The 15,405-nt window shown below is 28.6% G+C and carries 21 protein-coding genes; 18 read left to right on the plus strand and 3 right to left on the minus strand.

All coding sequences use genetic code 11. The features are described 5' to 3' along the window. Positions 1-59: 59 nt before the first annotated feature. The 18 genes from PKV21_00005 (at position 60) to xerC (ending at position 13,107) form a co-directional block, all read left to right on the plus strand. Positions 60-824: a DUF4198 domain-containing protein gene (locus PKV21_00005; protein ID HOM25877.1), complete on the plus strand. Its 765-nt coding sequence runs from the start codon at positions 60-62 to the stop codon at positions 822-824. 1 nt (position 825) lies between these two features. Beyond that, a complete protein-coding gene (gene cbiM / locus PKV21_00010) occupies positions 826-1,413 on the plus strand; it encodes a cobalt transporter CbiM (GenBank protein HOM25878.1) in 588 nt (195 codons plus the stop codon). After that, positions 1,414-1,971 (plus strand): hypothetical protein, encoded by a 558-nt coding sequence (locus PKV21_00015; protein HOM25879.1) that lies wholly within the window; start codon positions 1,414-1,416, stop codon positions 1,969-1,971. Beyond that, positions 1,959-2,669 carry a cobalt ECF transporter T component CbiQ gene (gene cbiQ, locus PKV21_00020; GenBank protein ID HOM25880.1) on the plus strand — a complete coding sequence of 237 codons (711 nt, stop codon included), beginning with the start codon at positions 1,959-1,961 and terminating at the stop codon, positions 2,667-2,669. The genes PKV21_00015 and cbiQ overlap by 13 nt, the downstream gene beginning before the upstream one ends. Beyond that, positions 2,642-3,313, plus strand: a complete 672-nt coding sequence (locus PKV21_00025; protein HOM25881.1) for an ABC transporter ATP-binding protein — start codon at positions 2,642-2,644, stop codon at positions 3,311-3,313. Before cbiQ ends, PKV21_00025 begins: the two co-directional genes overlap by 28 nt. A 21-nt stretch (positions 3,314-3,334) precedes the next feature. Next, positions 3,335-3,985, plus strand: coding sequence for a ribulose-phosphate 3-epimerase (gene rpe, locus PKV21_00030; protein ID HOM25882.1), 651 nt, complete (start codon positions 3,335-3,337; stop codon positions 3,983-3,985). Further along, the gene (hisD, locus tag PKV21_00035) at positions 3,973-5,163 is read left to right on the plus strand and encodes a histidinol dehydrogenase (GenBank protein HOM25883.1); all 1,191 of its coding nucleotides are present in this window, start codon (positions 3,973-3,975) and stop codon (positions 5,161-5,163) included. Before rpe (PKV21_00030) ends, hisD begins: the two co-directional genes overlap by 13 nt. Before the next feature lie 83 nt (positions 5,164-5,246). Next, complete coding sequence (gene rpe, locus PKV21_00040) at positions 5,247-5,924, plus strand: ribulose-phosphate 3-epimerase (protein HOM25884.1); 678 nt, start codon at positions 5,247-5,249, stop codon at positions 5,922-5,924. Then, the gene (gene rbsK / locus PKV21_00045) at positions 5,921-6,844 is read left to right on the plus strand and encodes a ribokinase (protein HOM25885.1); all 924 of its coding nucleotides are present in this window, start codon (positions 5,921-5,923) and stop codon (positions 6,842-6,844) included. The genes rpe (PKV21_00040) and rbsK overlap by 4 nt, the downstream gene beginning before the upstream one ends. Before the next feature lie 67 nt (positions 6,845-6,911). Further along, positions 6,912-7,574, plus strand: coding sequence for a prepilin-type N-terminal cleavage/methylation domain-containing protein (locus tag PKV21_00050; GenBank protein ID HOM25886.1), 663 nt, complete (start codon positions 6,912-6,914; stop codon positions 7,572-7,574). A 20-nt stretch (positions 7,575-7,594) separates the two neighbouring features. Beyond that, a complete protein-coding gene (gene hisB, locus PKV21_00055) occupies positions 7,595-8,179 on the plus strand; it encodes an imidazoleglycerol-phosphate dehydratase HisB (GenBank protein ID HOM25887.1) in 585 nt (194 codons plus the stop codon). Positions 8,180-8,438: 259 nt separating this feature from the next. Further along, the gene (locus PKV21_00060) at positions 8,439-8,879 is read left to right on the plus strand and encodes a BsaWI family type II restriction enzyme (protein ID HOM25888.1); all 441 of its coding nucleotides are present in this window, start codon (positions 8,439-8,441) and stop codon (positions 8,877-8,879) included. Further along, positions 8,866-9,645, plus strand: coding sequence for a DNA methyltransferase (locus PKV21_00065; protein ID HOM25889.1), 780 nt, complete (start codon positions 8,866-8,868; stop codon positions 9,643-9,645). The genes PKV21_00060 and PKV21_00065 overlap by 14 nt, the downstream gene beginning before the upstream one ends. A gap of 16 nt (positions 9,646-9,661) precedes the next feature. Next, entirely contained in the window at positions 9,662-10,318 is a 657-nt protein-coding gene (locus tag PKV21_00070) for a DUF2157 domain-containing protein (GenBank protein ID HOM25890.1), read from the plus strand. Between the two features lie 2 nt (positions 10,319-10,320). Continuing rightward, the gene (locus tag PKV21_00075; protein HOM25891.1) at positions 10,321-11,274 is read left to right on the plus strand and encodes a hypothetical protein; all 954 of its coding nucleotides are present in this window, start codon (positions 10,321-10,323) and stop codon (positions 11,272-11,274) included. A gap of 120 nt (positions 11,275-11,394) precedes the next feature. Then, complete coding sequence (locus tag PKV21_00080) at positions 11,395-11,904, plus strand: GDYXXLXY domain-containing protein (GenBank protein ID HOM25892.1); 510 nt, start codon at positions 11,395-11,397, stop codon at positions 11,902-11,904. A gap of 17 nt (positions 11,905-11,921) precedes the next feature. Then, entirely contained in the window at positions 11,922-12,248 is a 327-nt protein-coding gene (locus tag PKV21_00085; GenBank protein ID HOM25893.1) for a hypothetical protein, read from the plus strand. Beyond that, positions 12,229-13,107, plus strand: a complete 879-nt coding sequence (gene xerC / locus PKV21_00090) for a tyrosine recombinase XerC (protein HOM25894.1) — start codon at positions 12,229-12,231, stop codon at positions 13,105-13,107. The genes PKV21_00085 and xerC overlap by 20 nt, the downstream gene beginning before the upstream one ends. Here the strand turns inward: xerC and PKV21_00095 are convergent. The 3 genes from PKV21_00095 to PKV21_00105 are packed head-to-tail and all read right to left on the minus strand — an operon-like array spanning position 13,089 to position 15,376. Further along, positions 13,089-13,961: a hypothetical protein gene (locus tag PKV21_00095; protein HOM25895.1), complete on the minus strand. Its 873-nt coding sequence runs from the start codon at positions 13,959-13,961 to the stop codon at positions 13,089-13,091. The genes xerC and PKV21_00095 overlap by 19 nt on opposite strands. A 13-nt stretch (positions 13,962-13,974) precedes the next feature. Further along, positions 13,975-14,856 (minus strand): amidohydrolase family protein, encoded by an 882-nt coding sequence (locus PKV21_00100; GenBank protein ID HOM25896.1) that lies wholly within the window; start codon positions 14,854-14,856, stop codon positions 13,975-13,977. Position 14,857: 1 nt separating this feature from the next. Continuing rightward, entirely contained in the window at positions 14,858-15,376 is a 519-nt protein-coding gene (locus tag PKV21_00105) for an acyloxyacyl hydrolase (protein HOM25897.1), read from the minus strand. Positions 15,377-15,405 lie beyond the last annotated feature (29 nt).

Raw genomic sequence — 15,405 nt, forward strand, 5'->3', positions numbered from 1 at the left:
TACACCTGACTGGAGAATAACAACAGGAATAACTTTAAACTGGTAAAAGGGAGGAAATTATGAATAAGAAATTAGTTTTATATCTTTTTCTTTCAATTTTTTTAAATTCTTTTGCTCACTTTGGAATGATTATACCTTCTCCTGACATTGTTGAGGAGAAAGAAAAAGCAAATATAAATTTAAAGATTTTATTTGCACATCCTTTTGAAGGAAAAACAATGGATATGGAAAAACCATCTGATTTTGGAGTATTTTTCAGAGGAGAAAAGATTTCATTGTTAAATGAGATTAAAGAAACAAGTTATAAATTTTACTCTGATGAAAAGATACACAGAGGTTGGAGTTTAAGTTATACTTTGAAAAGACCCGGAGATTATATTTTTTACTGTATTCCTTCGCCTTACTGGGAACCTGCTGAAGAAAAATATATAATTCACTATACAAAAGTTATTGTTAATGGATTTGGAATGGAAGATAGTTGGGATAAGGAAATAGGACTAAAAGTTGAAATAGTACCTCTTGTCAGACCTTATGGAATTTATGCTGGTAATACCTTTTATGGAATTGTTAAATTTAATGGAAAACCCGTTCCTTTCTGTGATGTAGAAATTGAGTATTTTAATGAAAAGGGAAATATAAAAGCACCATATTCACCATTTATAACTCAAGTTGTTAAAACAGACCAAAATGGCGTATTCTATTATTCTTTTCCTAAAAGTGGATGGTATGGATTTTCAGCAATTTGTACAGATGAAAAAAAGATAAATGATAAAGAAGTTGAAGTTGCAGGAGTACTGTGGATTAAAGTTTATGAAATGAAATAAAATGCATATATCAGAAGGGGTTTTGTCCGGACCTATTCTTGGAATAGGCGCTGTAATAACTTTGGCAGGGACATATAAAGGACTTAAAGATTTAGAATATAAGGATTATCCAAAGGTCTCTTTATTAACAAGTGCTTTTTTTGTTGCATCACTGGTACATGTTCCTGTGGGTCCTTCAAGTTCTCATCTTGTTTTAAATGGCCTTTGCGGAATAATTCTTGGCTGGAAAAGTTTTCCTTGTATCTTACTTGCTTTATTCTTACAGGCATTATTATTTCAATTTGGAGGTCTTACAACACTTGGAATAAATACGGCAAATATGGCGATTCCTGCGGTAATTTCTTATTATATTTTCAAACCATTTTTAAAGAAAAATTATTTTTTAACAGGTTTTCTTTCAGGCTTTTTTTCAATTATTCTATCATGTGTTTTTGTATTTTTCTCTCTTTATTTTACAGGTAGTTTTTTTGAAAATGTTGGAAAAACTATTTTTGTAGTTCATCTACCAATTGCAGTTATTGAAGGTTTTATAACCGGCTTTATTCTTTCTTTTTTAAGTAAAACAAAAAAGGAATTACTGGAGGTATAAATGAAAAAATTAATTTTTATATTTTTTATTTTTTCAGTCATTACTTTTGCTCACAAAATAAATATTTTTACTTATAAGGAAGGAAATAAAATTTTTGTTGAGGGATATTTTCAGGATGGTTCTCCATGTAAAAATTCACCTGTTGAGGTATATAACGAAAAAAGTGAAAAAATTCTTGATGGAAAAACTGATGAAAAAGGCATTTTCTCTTTTGATATTCCGGATGCAGAAAAAATTAAAATTGTTCTTACCGCTGATATGGGTCATAAAGTAGAAACAGAAATGGAATTGAAGAAAAAAACTGAAATTAAAAAAGAAGAAAAAAAGGTAGAGAAAAAGGAAGAAAAAACTGAAATACAAAAAGGAATTGATGAAGAAAAAATAAAAGAGATAGTAGAAGAAAGTGTTGAAAAAGCAATAAACCCCCTTATAAAAGAAATAGAAAAAGAAAAACAGAAAATAAAATTGACAGATATAATTGGAGGGATTGGTTATATTTTTGGCATATTAGGGATTTACCTTTATTTCCGAGGACGGTCCTCAGAATGGAAAAAATAGACCCTAGATTACGACTTTTAACTTCTTTTGTTTACTCTATATTTGTTGCTCTTGAAAGAAATTTTGAAATTTTTAAATTTTACCTTATTCTGCCAGTAATTTTATTTTTTTTTATCACAGATTTTAAAAAATTTTTTAAAGGGCTTATTTCTGTAAATCTTTTTATATTTCTATGCTGGCTTTTTCTACCTTTAAGTATTCCTGGAAAAGAAGTTTTCCGCTTTTTGAAATTTTCGGTGACCTATGAAGGAATAAGATATACTCTTTTAATTACAATTAAGGCAAATCTAATCTTTTTAACAAATTTTGTTTTAATTTTTTCAACCCATCCCATAAGAATTATTCATGCCTTGCATCATCTTCATTTACCCAAAAAACTTATTAATATCTTCTTTCTTTCAACGAGATATATTCCTGTGATAGAGAAAGAAAAAAATAGAATTCAAAAAGCAATGAAAATAAGATGTTTTGTCCCTAAAAATAATATCCACACATATAAAACAATAGGAAATTTTGTAGGAATTTTACTTTTAAGGTCATATGAAAGAAGTGAAAGAATTTATAAAGCAATGATTTTAAGGAACTTTTCCGGAATATTCTGGACATATCATCATTTTGTATGGTCAAAAAAGGATACATTCGTTAGTTTCTGTGTTATAATTTATTTTCTATGGATAATAATTTTAAAAATCCACTGATTGAACTTAAAAATATAACTGTTTCATATCCTGAAAGAGGAAAAGTCCTTGATAATCTTTCCCTTTCAATTTCAGAGAAGGATAGAATTGGAATAAAAGGAGCAAATGGTTCCGGAAAAACATCCTTACTTTATACAATTGTTGGTCTTGTAAAAATAGAAAAGGGAGAGATAAAAATATTCGGTAAAAAGATGGAAAAAGAGAGTGATTTTGTTGAGGTAAGAAAAAAAATCGGTTTTCTGTTTCAGGACTCTGATGACCAGTTATTTTCTCCTACTGTTGAAGAAGATATTGCTTTTGGACCATTAAATTTAAGATTACCAAAGGAAGAAGTAAAAGAAAGGGTTGAAAGGACTATAAAACTTCTTGGTATAGAGAATTTAAAACACAGATTTTCCCATACACTTTCTTATGGAGAAAAAAGAATTGTAGCAATTGCAACAATTCTATCAATGGAACCTGAAATATATCTCCTTGATGAGCCAACAACAGGTCTTGATGAAAAAACAAGCCAGATAATTGAAAAATTTTTAATTCAGAATAATCTTACCTATTTAATGGTAAGCCATGATATAAATTTTCTTGAAAGGGTCTGCAATAAAATATATCTTCTTGAAAATGGCTCTCTCCTTTCAATAAAATAATTTTTATGCTAAAATTTTTCTATGGTTAAAATTGCTCCTTCTTTACTTTCTGCTGATTTTTCTCGTTTAGGAGAAGAGGTGAAGAAAGTTACAGAGGCAGGTGCTGATTTGATTCATTTTGATGTTATGGATGGACATTTTGTTCCAAATTTAACTTTTGGTCCAATGGTTCTTGCTGCAATAAGAAGATATTCACATCTACCATTTGAGGCACACTTAATGATAACAAACCCTGAAAAATACTGGAAAAATTTTGCTGATAGTGGAGCGGATATAATAGGAATACATATAGAATGTGAAGTTGACCATAAATACATAATTACAGAAATACAGAAATATGGTAAAAGAGCATGTATTGTAATAAACCCACCCACTCCGGTTGAGAAAATTTATCCTGTTTTAGAAATGGTTGATATGGTTTTGATTATGACTGTTAATCCTGGATTTGGAGGACAGAAATTTATATATGAGGTAGTTGAAAAAATAAAAAAAGTGAATGAATACAGAAAGAATAAGAAATTAAATTTTGAAATTGAGGTAGATGGTGGTATAAATAAAGAGACAGGAAAAATTGTGGTAGAAAATGGAGTTGATATACTTGTTGCTGGTAATTACATTTTTTCAGGGAATGACTATAAAGAAAGGATTGAAAGTTTAAGATGGAAAAGATAAGTTTTGAAGAATTGAAAAAAATACTTGAAAGAAAAGAAGAAGATATAGAAAAAGGTGTAAAGGAAATTATAAAAAGAGTTAAAGAAGAAGGAGATAAAGCAATATTTTATTATACTGAAAAGTTTGATAGAGTAAAACTTGAAAATTTAAAGGTGAATGAGGATGAGATAAAAGAAAGCAGAAAATACTTAAAAGGAGAAATTTTTGAATACATTAAAAAAGCAAAAGAAAGAATAGAAAAATATCATAAAAAACAGTTGCCAAAAGGATTTAAAATAAAGGAAAAATATATTGAAATCGAATTCAGGTATCAGCCAATTGAAAAAGTTGGTATATATATTCCAGGAGGGCAATCCCCTTTAATTTCAACAATTTTAATGACAGTAATTCCAGCAAAAGTTGCAACTGTTAAGGAAATATATGTCTGCTCACCACCTTCTTATAATGGGAAAATTCATCCTTTAATAATCGCAACATGTGATTATCTTGGAATTAAAAATATTTTTTCTGCTGGTGGTGTGTGTGCAATAAGTGCTTTTGCTTTTGGGACAGAGACAATTCCTAAGGTTGATTTAATAGCGGGTCCTGGGAATAAATATGTAAATTGTGCTAAAAAGTTATTATTTGGAAAGGTCGGAATTGATTTACCAGCAGGACCGAGCGAAGTTGTTATTTTTTCAGATAGTTCTGGAATTCCTGATTTTATTGAATATGATTTAAAGGCACAGATTGAACATACTGATGGAACTGGGATTTTAATAACAACAGATGAAAAAATTGGCAAAAATATAGAAAAAAAAGTTGAAAAAGGATACTGGATTCTTGTTAAAAATGAAAAAGAAGCAATTGAAATAATAAACTATATAGCACCAGAACATTTAGAGGTAATTTCAAAAAAACCTTTTCTCTTTAAAAATTGTAAGGCAGGAGCGATATTTATAGGGAATTATACACCTGTAACAATAGGTGATTATTTTGCAGGTCCTTCTCATGTATTACCAACAGGAATGTCAGCAAACTTTTCTTCAGGTCTTTCTGTATTTACTTTTTTAAGGAGTTTTGCAGTTATAAAATGTAAAAAAGAATTTATAAAAGAGTACGGTAAATACATAGAAAAAATAGCAGAGGTAGAAAAACTTGAAAGCCATAAGAATTCAATAAAAATAAGAAAATCATAGTTAAACCAACCTTATCTGAAAAAGTATTTTACTTTGACAATTTGAGAAATTTGGGTTAATTCTTAAAAGGATAAAAAATAAAAATGAAAAAGAAAATTAAAATTTCACCGTCCTTAATGTGTGCGGATTTATCACAACTTGGTGAAGAAGTGAAAAAACTTGAAGAAGCAGGTGCAGATTCGTTTCATTTTGATATTATGGATAATAAATTTGTACCAAATATCACATTTGGTCCTGATATAGTAGAATCATTGAGAGAAAAAACATTTTTACCTTTTGAAATTCATATGATGGTTTATCAACCGGAAAATTTGATTGAAAAATTTATAAAAGCAGGTGGCAATATTATAATAGTCCATTATGAAGCAGTACTTTATCCTTATAGAATTTTAAATGAGTTAAAAAATAAAAATATAAAAACAGGCATTGCGATAAACCCTAAAACCCCTGTATGCTGTATTGAAGAACTTATTAAAGAAATTGATACAGTTCTTGTTATGTGTGTGGAACCTGGATTTGCAGGTGGAAATTTCATTCCTTCATCAATTAAAAAAATAAAGGAAATTAAAAATATTGCAGAAAAAGTTAATTCTGATTTATCCATTGAGGTAGATGGTGGAGTCAATGAAAAAACTATTCCCTTATTAATTAAAGAAGGAGCAGATATATTTGTTTTAGGTTCAACAAGTATATTTAGAGAAGAAAGAGATTATAAAAAAAGAATTAAAGATATCAGAAAGTTAATAGAAAAATACTTATGAAAAGGACTCCTGTAATTACTGTTATTGGTTCTTCAAATATTGATCTGGTGGTCAAAACTTCGCATTATCCATCTCCTGGAGAAACTGTTTTTGGAAAGCAATTTTTTATGTGTCCTGGTGGAAAAGGTGCAAATCAGGCAGTTGTGGCTTCAAGATTGGGTGCAAAGGTAAATTTTATATCCTGTATTGGAAATGACTTTTTTGGAGATGTAATTATAAAAAATTTAAAGAAAGAGAATATAAAAACGGAATCTATTATTCGTGACCCTGGAAGTCCATCAGGTATTGCATTAATTATTATTGATAAAAAAGGTGAAAATTCAATAGTAGTAAATCCTGGAGCAAATTACAAATTAGGGAAAAAGGATATTGAAAAACATAAAAAACTTATATTTTCTTCAGATATCCTTCTTCTTCAACTGGAAATACCAATTGATACTGTAGAATATGCTGTAAAACTTGCCAAAAAGAAAAATATCCCTGTTATTCTCAATCCAGCACCAGCGAAAAAAATCCCTGATAGTTTACTTAAAAATATTGATATTCTTACACCAAATAAAATTGAACTTGAAAAGTTAACAGGCGAAAATTTAAATTCAATCAATTCAATAAAAAAAGCATCTTATAAATTACTACACAAAGGGATAAAGACAGTTATAGTTACTCTTGGAGAAAGAGGAGTATTTTTAGTTACAAAAACTTTAAGTGAAATTGTACCTTCAAAAAAAGTAAAGGCAGTTGATACAACAGGTGCTGGAGATGCTTTCAATGGTGCACTCGCATTTGCTATTGCAGAAGGGAAAGATTTGACACAAGCAGTTTATTTTGCTAATATTGTTGCTGCTTTGACAGTCACAAAAATAGGTGCCCAATCATCTCCAGGAAAAGAAGAAGTTGAAAAATTTCTGAAGAACCCTTAAATAAATTTTGACTTAAAAATAAAAAAGATTTAAACTTTTTAACTATTAAATAAACAGGAAATTAAAAATGAAAAATAAAAAAATAGGCTTCACATTGATAGAACTTCTTGTGGTAATTGCAATTATAGCAATTCTTGCTGGTATGCTTTTACCTGCATTAAGTAAAGCAAGAGAAAAAGCAAGACAAGCCACCTGCATGAATAATTTAAAACAGTTATATGTTGCTCTTGAGATGTATGCTAATGATAATGAAGAGTTTTATCCTTTCTGTCAAGGGAGATGTTTCTGGGGAACAGGAAATATCAGTCCACCACCAAATCTTGGATATCCTGGCTGGACAGAACAACTCTATTCTTATGTAAAAAATAAAAATATTTACAGATGTCCTACCTATCCTGTTAAAAATGACCAATTTACTTATTTTTTAAGTGCAAGAGCAGCATATATTGATGCAGGAAATCAGAGAGCGGCAACAAACAGAAAAAAAATAAGATATCCGAGTGCTTTTGTTCTTGCAGGAGATAATGAGTATAAAAATTTTGAAGTGAATGACAATGATAAGGATGACTATTCTCAGAATTGTTTGAGTTGGGAAGAAACAGAAGACCACTGGGCACCATACCATCTTGGTGGATTAAATGTATTGTTTGCTGATGGACATGTCTCATGGATTAGGGAATATGACCCCCAAAAAATAACTTTCAGATATTATGATTTTTCAAATTGGTAAAAATGTTGTAAAATATTTCTATGCCCAGAAAGAAAAAATTTAAAAGGAAAACAAAAGAGACAGATATTGAAATTGAAATCAATCTTGATGGAAAGGGGGATTCTGAAATTGAAACACCGATAGGTTTTTTAAATCATATGCTTGAATTATTTTCAAAATTTTCAAATTTTGATTTAAAAATAAAAGCAAAAGGAGATATAGAGGTTGATAATCATCATCTTGTTGAAGATACAGGAATATGTCTTGGTTCAGCAATAAAAGAAGCACTCGGAGATAAAAAGGGAATTAAAAGATTTGGATTTTCTTCAACTCCAATGGATGAAGTTCTTGTTAATATTTCTCTTGACATTTCAGGAAGACCCTACCTTGTTTTTAATGTTCCAATTATAAAAGGAAGAGAAGGGAGTTTTGAAATTGAAGATTCAAAAGAATTTTTGAAGGGTTTTGTTAATCATCTTGGACTTACACTTCATATAAATCTTGTTTATGGAGATAACTTACATCATATTCTTGAGGGTATTTTCAAGGGGATTGGGCTGGCACTTAAAGAAGCGGTAAAAATAGAAGGGAAAAAATTACCATCCACTAAAGGGAAGATTGATTAAAAATGAATTTCAATAACCTAAAAAAACTTTATGAAGAGTATAAAAATAAATTTGGGAAAATGCATATAATAAAATTTCTGATTTACTAAAAGAAGCCAAAGAAATTCATAAAAAGGACTGGTTAAAAAATCCAACTCCAAACAAAGACCATGAACAATCATGGAGATCATTTAAAGGGAAAAATCTGGAAAAACTGATACATTATATCATAAAAGATGCTGTTGAGGAATTAGGATTAAAAATAATAGAAGGAAATACCTTGGAAAGAAAAAAAGCAGAAAATTTGACAGAGGAACTTTCAAAAGTTAAAAGAAATTTGTTGGTGGATTATGGAGAATATGGTTCACATTTACCCGATGTTGATTTGATAATATATGAACCTGAAAGTTGTAAAATTATTGCTGTTATTTCCAGTAAAGTTACTTTAAGAGAAAGGATTGCACAAACAGGTTATTGGAAAATCAAACTTTCTCAGGATAAAATAACAAAAGATATAAAAGTATTTTTTATTACACCCGATGAAGATAGAACATTGAGTAATAAAAAGCCATGTAAAAAAGGCAGGGCAATTGTTGAAATTGACACAAATGGAGGGTATATTTTAAATGAAGAAAGTATAGAGGAAAGTGAAAAAGTAAAAAAATTTGACAAATTTGTTCATGATTTAAAAAAACTATTAGGAAAAAATGAAAAGACATAAAAAAGAAGTTAGTTTATTTGAATCTTTTATAAAAGAAGAAGATTTAATAGAAGAAAAAGAAAGTACAGAAGAAGATGAAAAACCACCTTTTGAAACAACAACACTCTGGGATTACCCTAAACAAAGTTATGGAAAAAAAACAAAAGGAGATAATAAATTTCAAGGTGTAACTCCTGCTTTTATAATCTGGAATTTAATACAAAGATATACAAAACTAGGAGATTTAGTAGTTGATCCAATGGCAGGAAGTGGAACCACAATTGATGTTTGTGAAGAAGAAGGAAGGAGAGTTATTGGGTATGATATAAACCCAAAGCATCCCAAAGTAATAAAAAATGATTCCAGACATATTCCTTTACCTGATAATTCAGTTGATATGGTTTTTATAGATTCTCCTTATGGAGATAATGTAAATTATTCCGATGACCCAAAATTTTATGAAGAACTTGAAAAAGTCGCTATCGAGATTAAAAGAATTCTTAAGCCAGGAAAAGTATTAGGATGGTTAATAGGAAATCAATGGGTTAAAGGGAAATTTACTCCTGTTGGATTTAAAGTTTATCAAATGCTTGAAAAACATTTTGAACCTATAGATATAATATGCGTGGCAAGAAGGGGACAAAGTTCAAATACACCTTTGTGGCATTACAGAGCAAGAAAATTTAATTTCTTTTTAAGAGGGTTTAAGTATTTACTGTTATTTAGAAAAGAAGAAAAAAAGGAAGAAGAAAGAAATAGAAAGATAAAGTGGAAGAAATATAAGTAAAATTATCTTTACAAAAATGATAAATTTTGAAGAATTGAAGAAAGAAGGGGAAAGGTGGGTAAGTGAGGGGTTAATTACAGAACAGCAACTTGAAAAAATACTACAGATATATATTCCTGAACAAAAACCCTCTGAAGATGAATTAAGAAAAAATGTTACAAGATTGATTTTGATTTTTGCATCTGTTTTTATTGGAATTGCTTTTTTCTCATTTGTTGCTTCTAACTGGAAATATTTATCTTTCCTTACAAAATTTTTTATAATTGTTATATGTATGCTTTCTTCTTATATTTCTGGCTGGTATTTTATAGAATTCAAAAACTTAAAAAGAACTGGAGAAGCACTTATATACCTCGGACAGTTAATCTTTGGTTCGGGTATTTTTTTAATCGGACAACATCATCATACTCCTGCTTATAACTGGCCTTTAGGTTTTATTTTATGGACAATAGGAACAATTTTACTTGCTTTTTCAACAAATATTTTTTCTCTTTTTTATTTTGCAATAGTTTTATCAATAATTCCTGTTATTGGATTTCCTTTTATTATTTTTGATGAGAGAATAATAAGTCAGTTTTTCTTTACACCTTTATGGATAGTTCTTTTTATGAGTTTTTTTCTTTTCATTTCAGGATTTATAATTTATAAAAAAGGAAAAAAACAGGGGATTTGAAAATGGTGTTTGGATATCTTCTTTTGATTTTAATAGTTTTTCTTTTATTTCAAGGAGCAAGAAATTTTCTCTCTTTCCTCTTTAAAATTAAACAACATCCTGAAAAAGAAATATTTAATCTCACCATAAATAGAGAAAATACTGTCGGACAGATATTTATAATTTTAAGCATTATTTTTTTTGGTGAATCACTACTAATTCTTAACAGATATTTTTCAGGTAATCTTTCTTTTTACTGGGTCATTTTTATTGTAATATTGATTTCTTTAATTCTTGGTTATTTCCTTGAATCTCTTTATTCTATTATTTTTGGTATTATATTTCTACCCTGCTGGTGGATTTCCCATTCAGTAGTATGGATTGAAAAGCGAACAATAGCCACAAATATCATACTGAGTGGACTTTATTTTATAATTTTAATTTATTATCTTTCAGGAAGAATTCTTGAAAAAAATAAAAAATGGGAAAAAACAGGAATAATAATGCATTTCTTATCAATTCCAATGCTTTTTACATTTCTTTTTCTTCTTTCAACTCCTTATGGAATATCACTTATTGAAGGGAATCTTGGAAGCCCAAACATTCTTCTTTCAAAACCTTTAACATTTTTTATTCTTTTATTCTTTTTTTCTTCAACAATCTTACTTTTCTATGCTTCATTTAAAAATTTTATTTCTATTTCCCTTGAATTTATACCTTTATTTTTTATCCTGTGCTTTTTTTTGTCTTTTTTATTCTTTCAAATTCCTCAACTTACAAATATGGAATATACCTACAAAAGGTCATTTGTTGAAAGTTTTACTCCACAAGGTATTTTTTTTGTTATATTTTTAAATATAATCACTTTTTCATTTTCTCTTTTACTTTTTTTTCCTTGGATATCAAAGAAAAGAAGAGATACTTGTAAATTTTGGTGTTCTGTTTATGTCTATTTTTGCAATATTTCAGTATTTTAATTATTTCAAATTTTTAAATAAAAGTTTGTTTTTCCTTGGAGGTGGGATACTGCTTTTTGTATTGGGTTACTTTATGGAAAAGGGAAGAAGAAAATATATTGAAAAAATTAAAGGAGTACAATGAATAAGAAAACAATAAAGTTTTTTATTGTGATTTTTATCCATATTCTTATTTTAACTGGTGTTGCTCTATATTATAAATGGACAAAAAAAGGTATCACTGTTTTTTTAAAAATTGGACGATATGATCCGATGAGCCCATTGAGAGGTGATTATTTAACACTATTTTATCCTGAAATTTCACGTATACCATTTACTGAATTTGCATCTTCTGTTTCTATAGGAGACACTTTTTATGTTCCACTTGAAAAAAAAGATAAAATATGGATTAGAAAAAAGGATGTAAAAATAGACAAAAGGAAGGAATATGAGGGAATATTTATAAAAGGGATGGTTAAAAATGTGGGAAGTTATGTTATATTAGAATATGGAATTGAAACCTACTATATACCTGTTGGAACAGGAGAGGATATTAAATGGAGTGATAATGATTATGCTGAAATATTTATTGATGAAAATGGAAATGGTAAAATAAAAAAGATTTATTTAAATGGTAAACAATTTCCGTAATAATAGAATCTACAAAAATGGAAAAGAATAATTTACCGAATCCAAGAATATCAGCAATACTTTCTTTTATTTTCAATGGACTTGGGCAGATTTATAATGGAGAAATAAAAAAAGGACTTACACTTATTTTCCTTTCCGGTGTCTCTCTTTTAATTTTAATACTTGGAGCAATTTTTATCTTTTATTTCATTAAAACACTTCCTCCAATTAGTTTTTTAATATGGGGAGTTTGTCTTTTTTTCTTCGGTCTAACCTCAATTATTATAATAGGAATTTACAGTATTTCAGATGCTTATAATAAGGCAAAAAAAATTTTAGAGGAATATGAAGGAAGAACTAAATAAATTTATTGATTATCTTGAAAACCAGAAAAATTATTCAAAACATACAGTAAAAGGTTATAAAAAAGATATATCACAGTTTATTGAGTTTTTAAAAGAAAAAAAAATCTCTGATTTTGAAAAAGTTGAATATGAGGATTTTATAAGTTTTATAGGTAAATTAAAAAATTCAAAATTAAAAGAAAAAACAATAGGAAGAAAGGTTGCTTCATTAAAATCATTTTATAAATTTCTTGTTATGAGAAAATATATAAGGAAAAATCCTGCTATCTTAATTCAATCACCAAAAATACCCGAAAAATTGCCAAATTTTTTAACCTATAATGAAATTTCCAGAATTCTTGAAATACCTTTTGATAAAAAAAACTGGCAGACATTAAGAGATAAAGCAATTTTAGAGATTTTATATTCCACTGGAATAAGGGTTGGAGAACTTGTAAATTTAAAATTAGAAGATATCAATTTTGTGGATGAAGTTATAAAAGTAAAGGGTAAAGGGAAAAAAGAAAGAATAGTTCCAATAGGGAAACCTGCTTTAAATAGTTTGATTGAATATATTGAAAAGAGACCGAATAAAAAGGAAAAATTCTTATTTTTAAATAAATATGGTAAAAAATTAACAGAAAGAACTATTGAACGACTTGTAAAAAAATATTCATTAATATCTGGAATAAATAAAAATGTAACCCCTCATACAATCAGACATACTTTTGCAACACATCTTCTTGATAGAGGAGCAGATTTAAGAACTGTTCAGGAATTACTCGGACATGAAAGGATAACAACAACCCAGATTTATACACATCTAACTATAGAAAAATTAAAAGAATTATATGAAAAATTTCATCCAAGAGGTAAATAATCTTTTAAAATCCTCTTTATCTCTTTTTCATCGGGCTTAAGATTCTCTATTTCAATTAAATCCCATATTTCTTTGTGTTCAATATATCCTTCTGGTTCAACAGTTTTCAATGGACTTAATGTTTCAAGTTCAAGAAATTGAGAATTTGTATAGACCTCAACATTGCATCCAAAATCAGGGTATTCTCCTTCATAGAGAGCAATTTTTTTAACAAATAAAAGACCATCTACATAATAAGCAATCCAGTTTGAATTTACAAATGTTCCTATTTTAAATGGTCTTTCAATCTCTACATCCTGTTGAACAAAAATAAAATTTTCATTTAAAATCAATCTTTTGTCCGAAATATCTGTATACTGCCATAGAGAAATATGCCTGTCAGGTAAAAGTCCATGTCTATCAACCTTTTTTGACTTTATAGGAATTATTGCAAAACCACCTTTTTTCATAACAGATAAAGCCCAGCATGCAAATTTAATTGGCCATCTTCCAATATTCCTTATCCTGTGGTTTACTTCAATCCCTTCCTTTGTTTTTTTTATTTCAATTTCTTTTTTTACAGAATTCTGTATTTCTGCATTTCCAGAAATACTTATATTCTTACTCTTTTCTTCAATTTTTACAGGTTTATTATCAAGAGAATAGGAACGAGGTTTATCTTCTGGAGAAGTCCATAATCTGTGTCCTCCATAAATCTGCCACTTCCCTTCTTCTGTATCTATTGTAAGGTCTGGAATAACTTCAAAAACATTTCTATCAGGATATTTTTTAAGCGAAAAATGAATAATCCTTGGTCCAATATCTTCGGGTATACCAATAATAAATTCCCCCATTTCAAACTTTTTTATTTTCATTTTTTTCTCCTATTTATAGATTTAGAAGTTTAATAGCATTTTCTCTTACAATTTTTCTGAATATATTTTCACTTATTTTTCCCTTTTCAACAAGACCTTTTAAAAATTTGATAAGTGGAGTATCCTGGTCAGGTCTACATAAATCAGTTCCAAATAAAAGACGGTCAGAAAATTCACTTAAAAATTTAACCGCATATTCAGTGTCTCTTTTAAGTGCATTATATCCACTTCTTGCTGAAAGGTCTCCATAAAGATTTCTGTATTTTCTGAAAAGGACAGGGACAATTCCCTCTTCAATAACAGGATAATCAGGATATCCATATCTATCTTCCTCATCTTTTAGAACCGATATCTCTGACCAGAAAGAAGGACCGTGTCCGATAAATTTTAAATCAGGAAAAAGAGAAAGACATTTTTCAAGTTGAGGTAATCCCGGTTCATCATATAATCCATAAGTATTTCCAAGTTTACCATTTCCATCAAAAATAATCGGAAAACCAACTTTTTCAGCATGTCTAAATAAATTTAAAACTCTTTCGTCAAGAAATGGAAGGTTTGGCATAACTTCTCCAATTCCTTTACAACCGAGAGATTTATAATAATTTAAAATTTTTTCAAAATCTGCCTCTGGTGAATTTGTTATAGCACGAGGGTCAATATTACAGAATGGTATAAATCTTCCTGGATATTTTTCACAGATTTCTATTATTTCTTCATTTGATTGAGGAAGATAAACTTCTGGATTTACAATCGGTAATAAAACTCCTTTTTCTATACCAAGTTCATCATATCTTTTTATAACTTGTTCAGGAGAAGAAAAGAGGGATTTTCCATCAATCCATATGTAAGGTCTTTTAAAAACGTGACAGTGAACATCTATAAAAACTTTTTCCATTTTAAAAATCACTGCCTATACCGATGAGAAAAAGTTTAGAATTAATTCCTTCATTGGGCAATTTTATTCCGGCATTTGAAACATGCCTTAATCTTATCTCAGTATTTAAAAAAACTTTCTTCAAAAAAACCCTTACTCCAAAACTTACTGATGATGCAAAATTAAAATGAGTGGATTGTTCAACAAAATCTGATGAAAGATAAATTATTCCTGTACCAACTTTCAAATATGGCTGGAAATTACTATCAGAGAATTTATACAATAAAAAACCAGAAACTCCTATTTCAAAATTATCGGCTGGACTGAAGACATAAGAAACATATGGTTCTATCTGATAAAAAAAATTTTTACTGTTTTTAATCGGTCTTGTGAAGTCAACCATCAATGTATAAAATTCATAATTTTTTGGATTTTGAATTTTTGCAAAGCCATAACCAGTATAAAAATCAACCTTAAAATTTCTAATTTCACAGAAACCTGAAGAAAAAATTAAAAAAATCAAGAATAATATTTTTTTCATCTTATCCCCTTTTTTTAAATAACATCTTC

The organism is bacterium (assembly GCA_035371905.1).
Classification (GTDB): Bacteria; Ratteibacteria; UBA8468; order B48-G9; family JAFGKM01; genus JAMWDI01.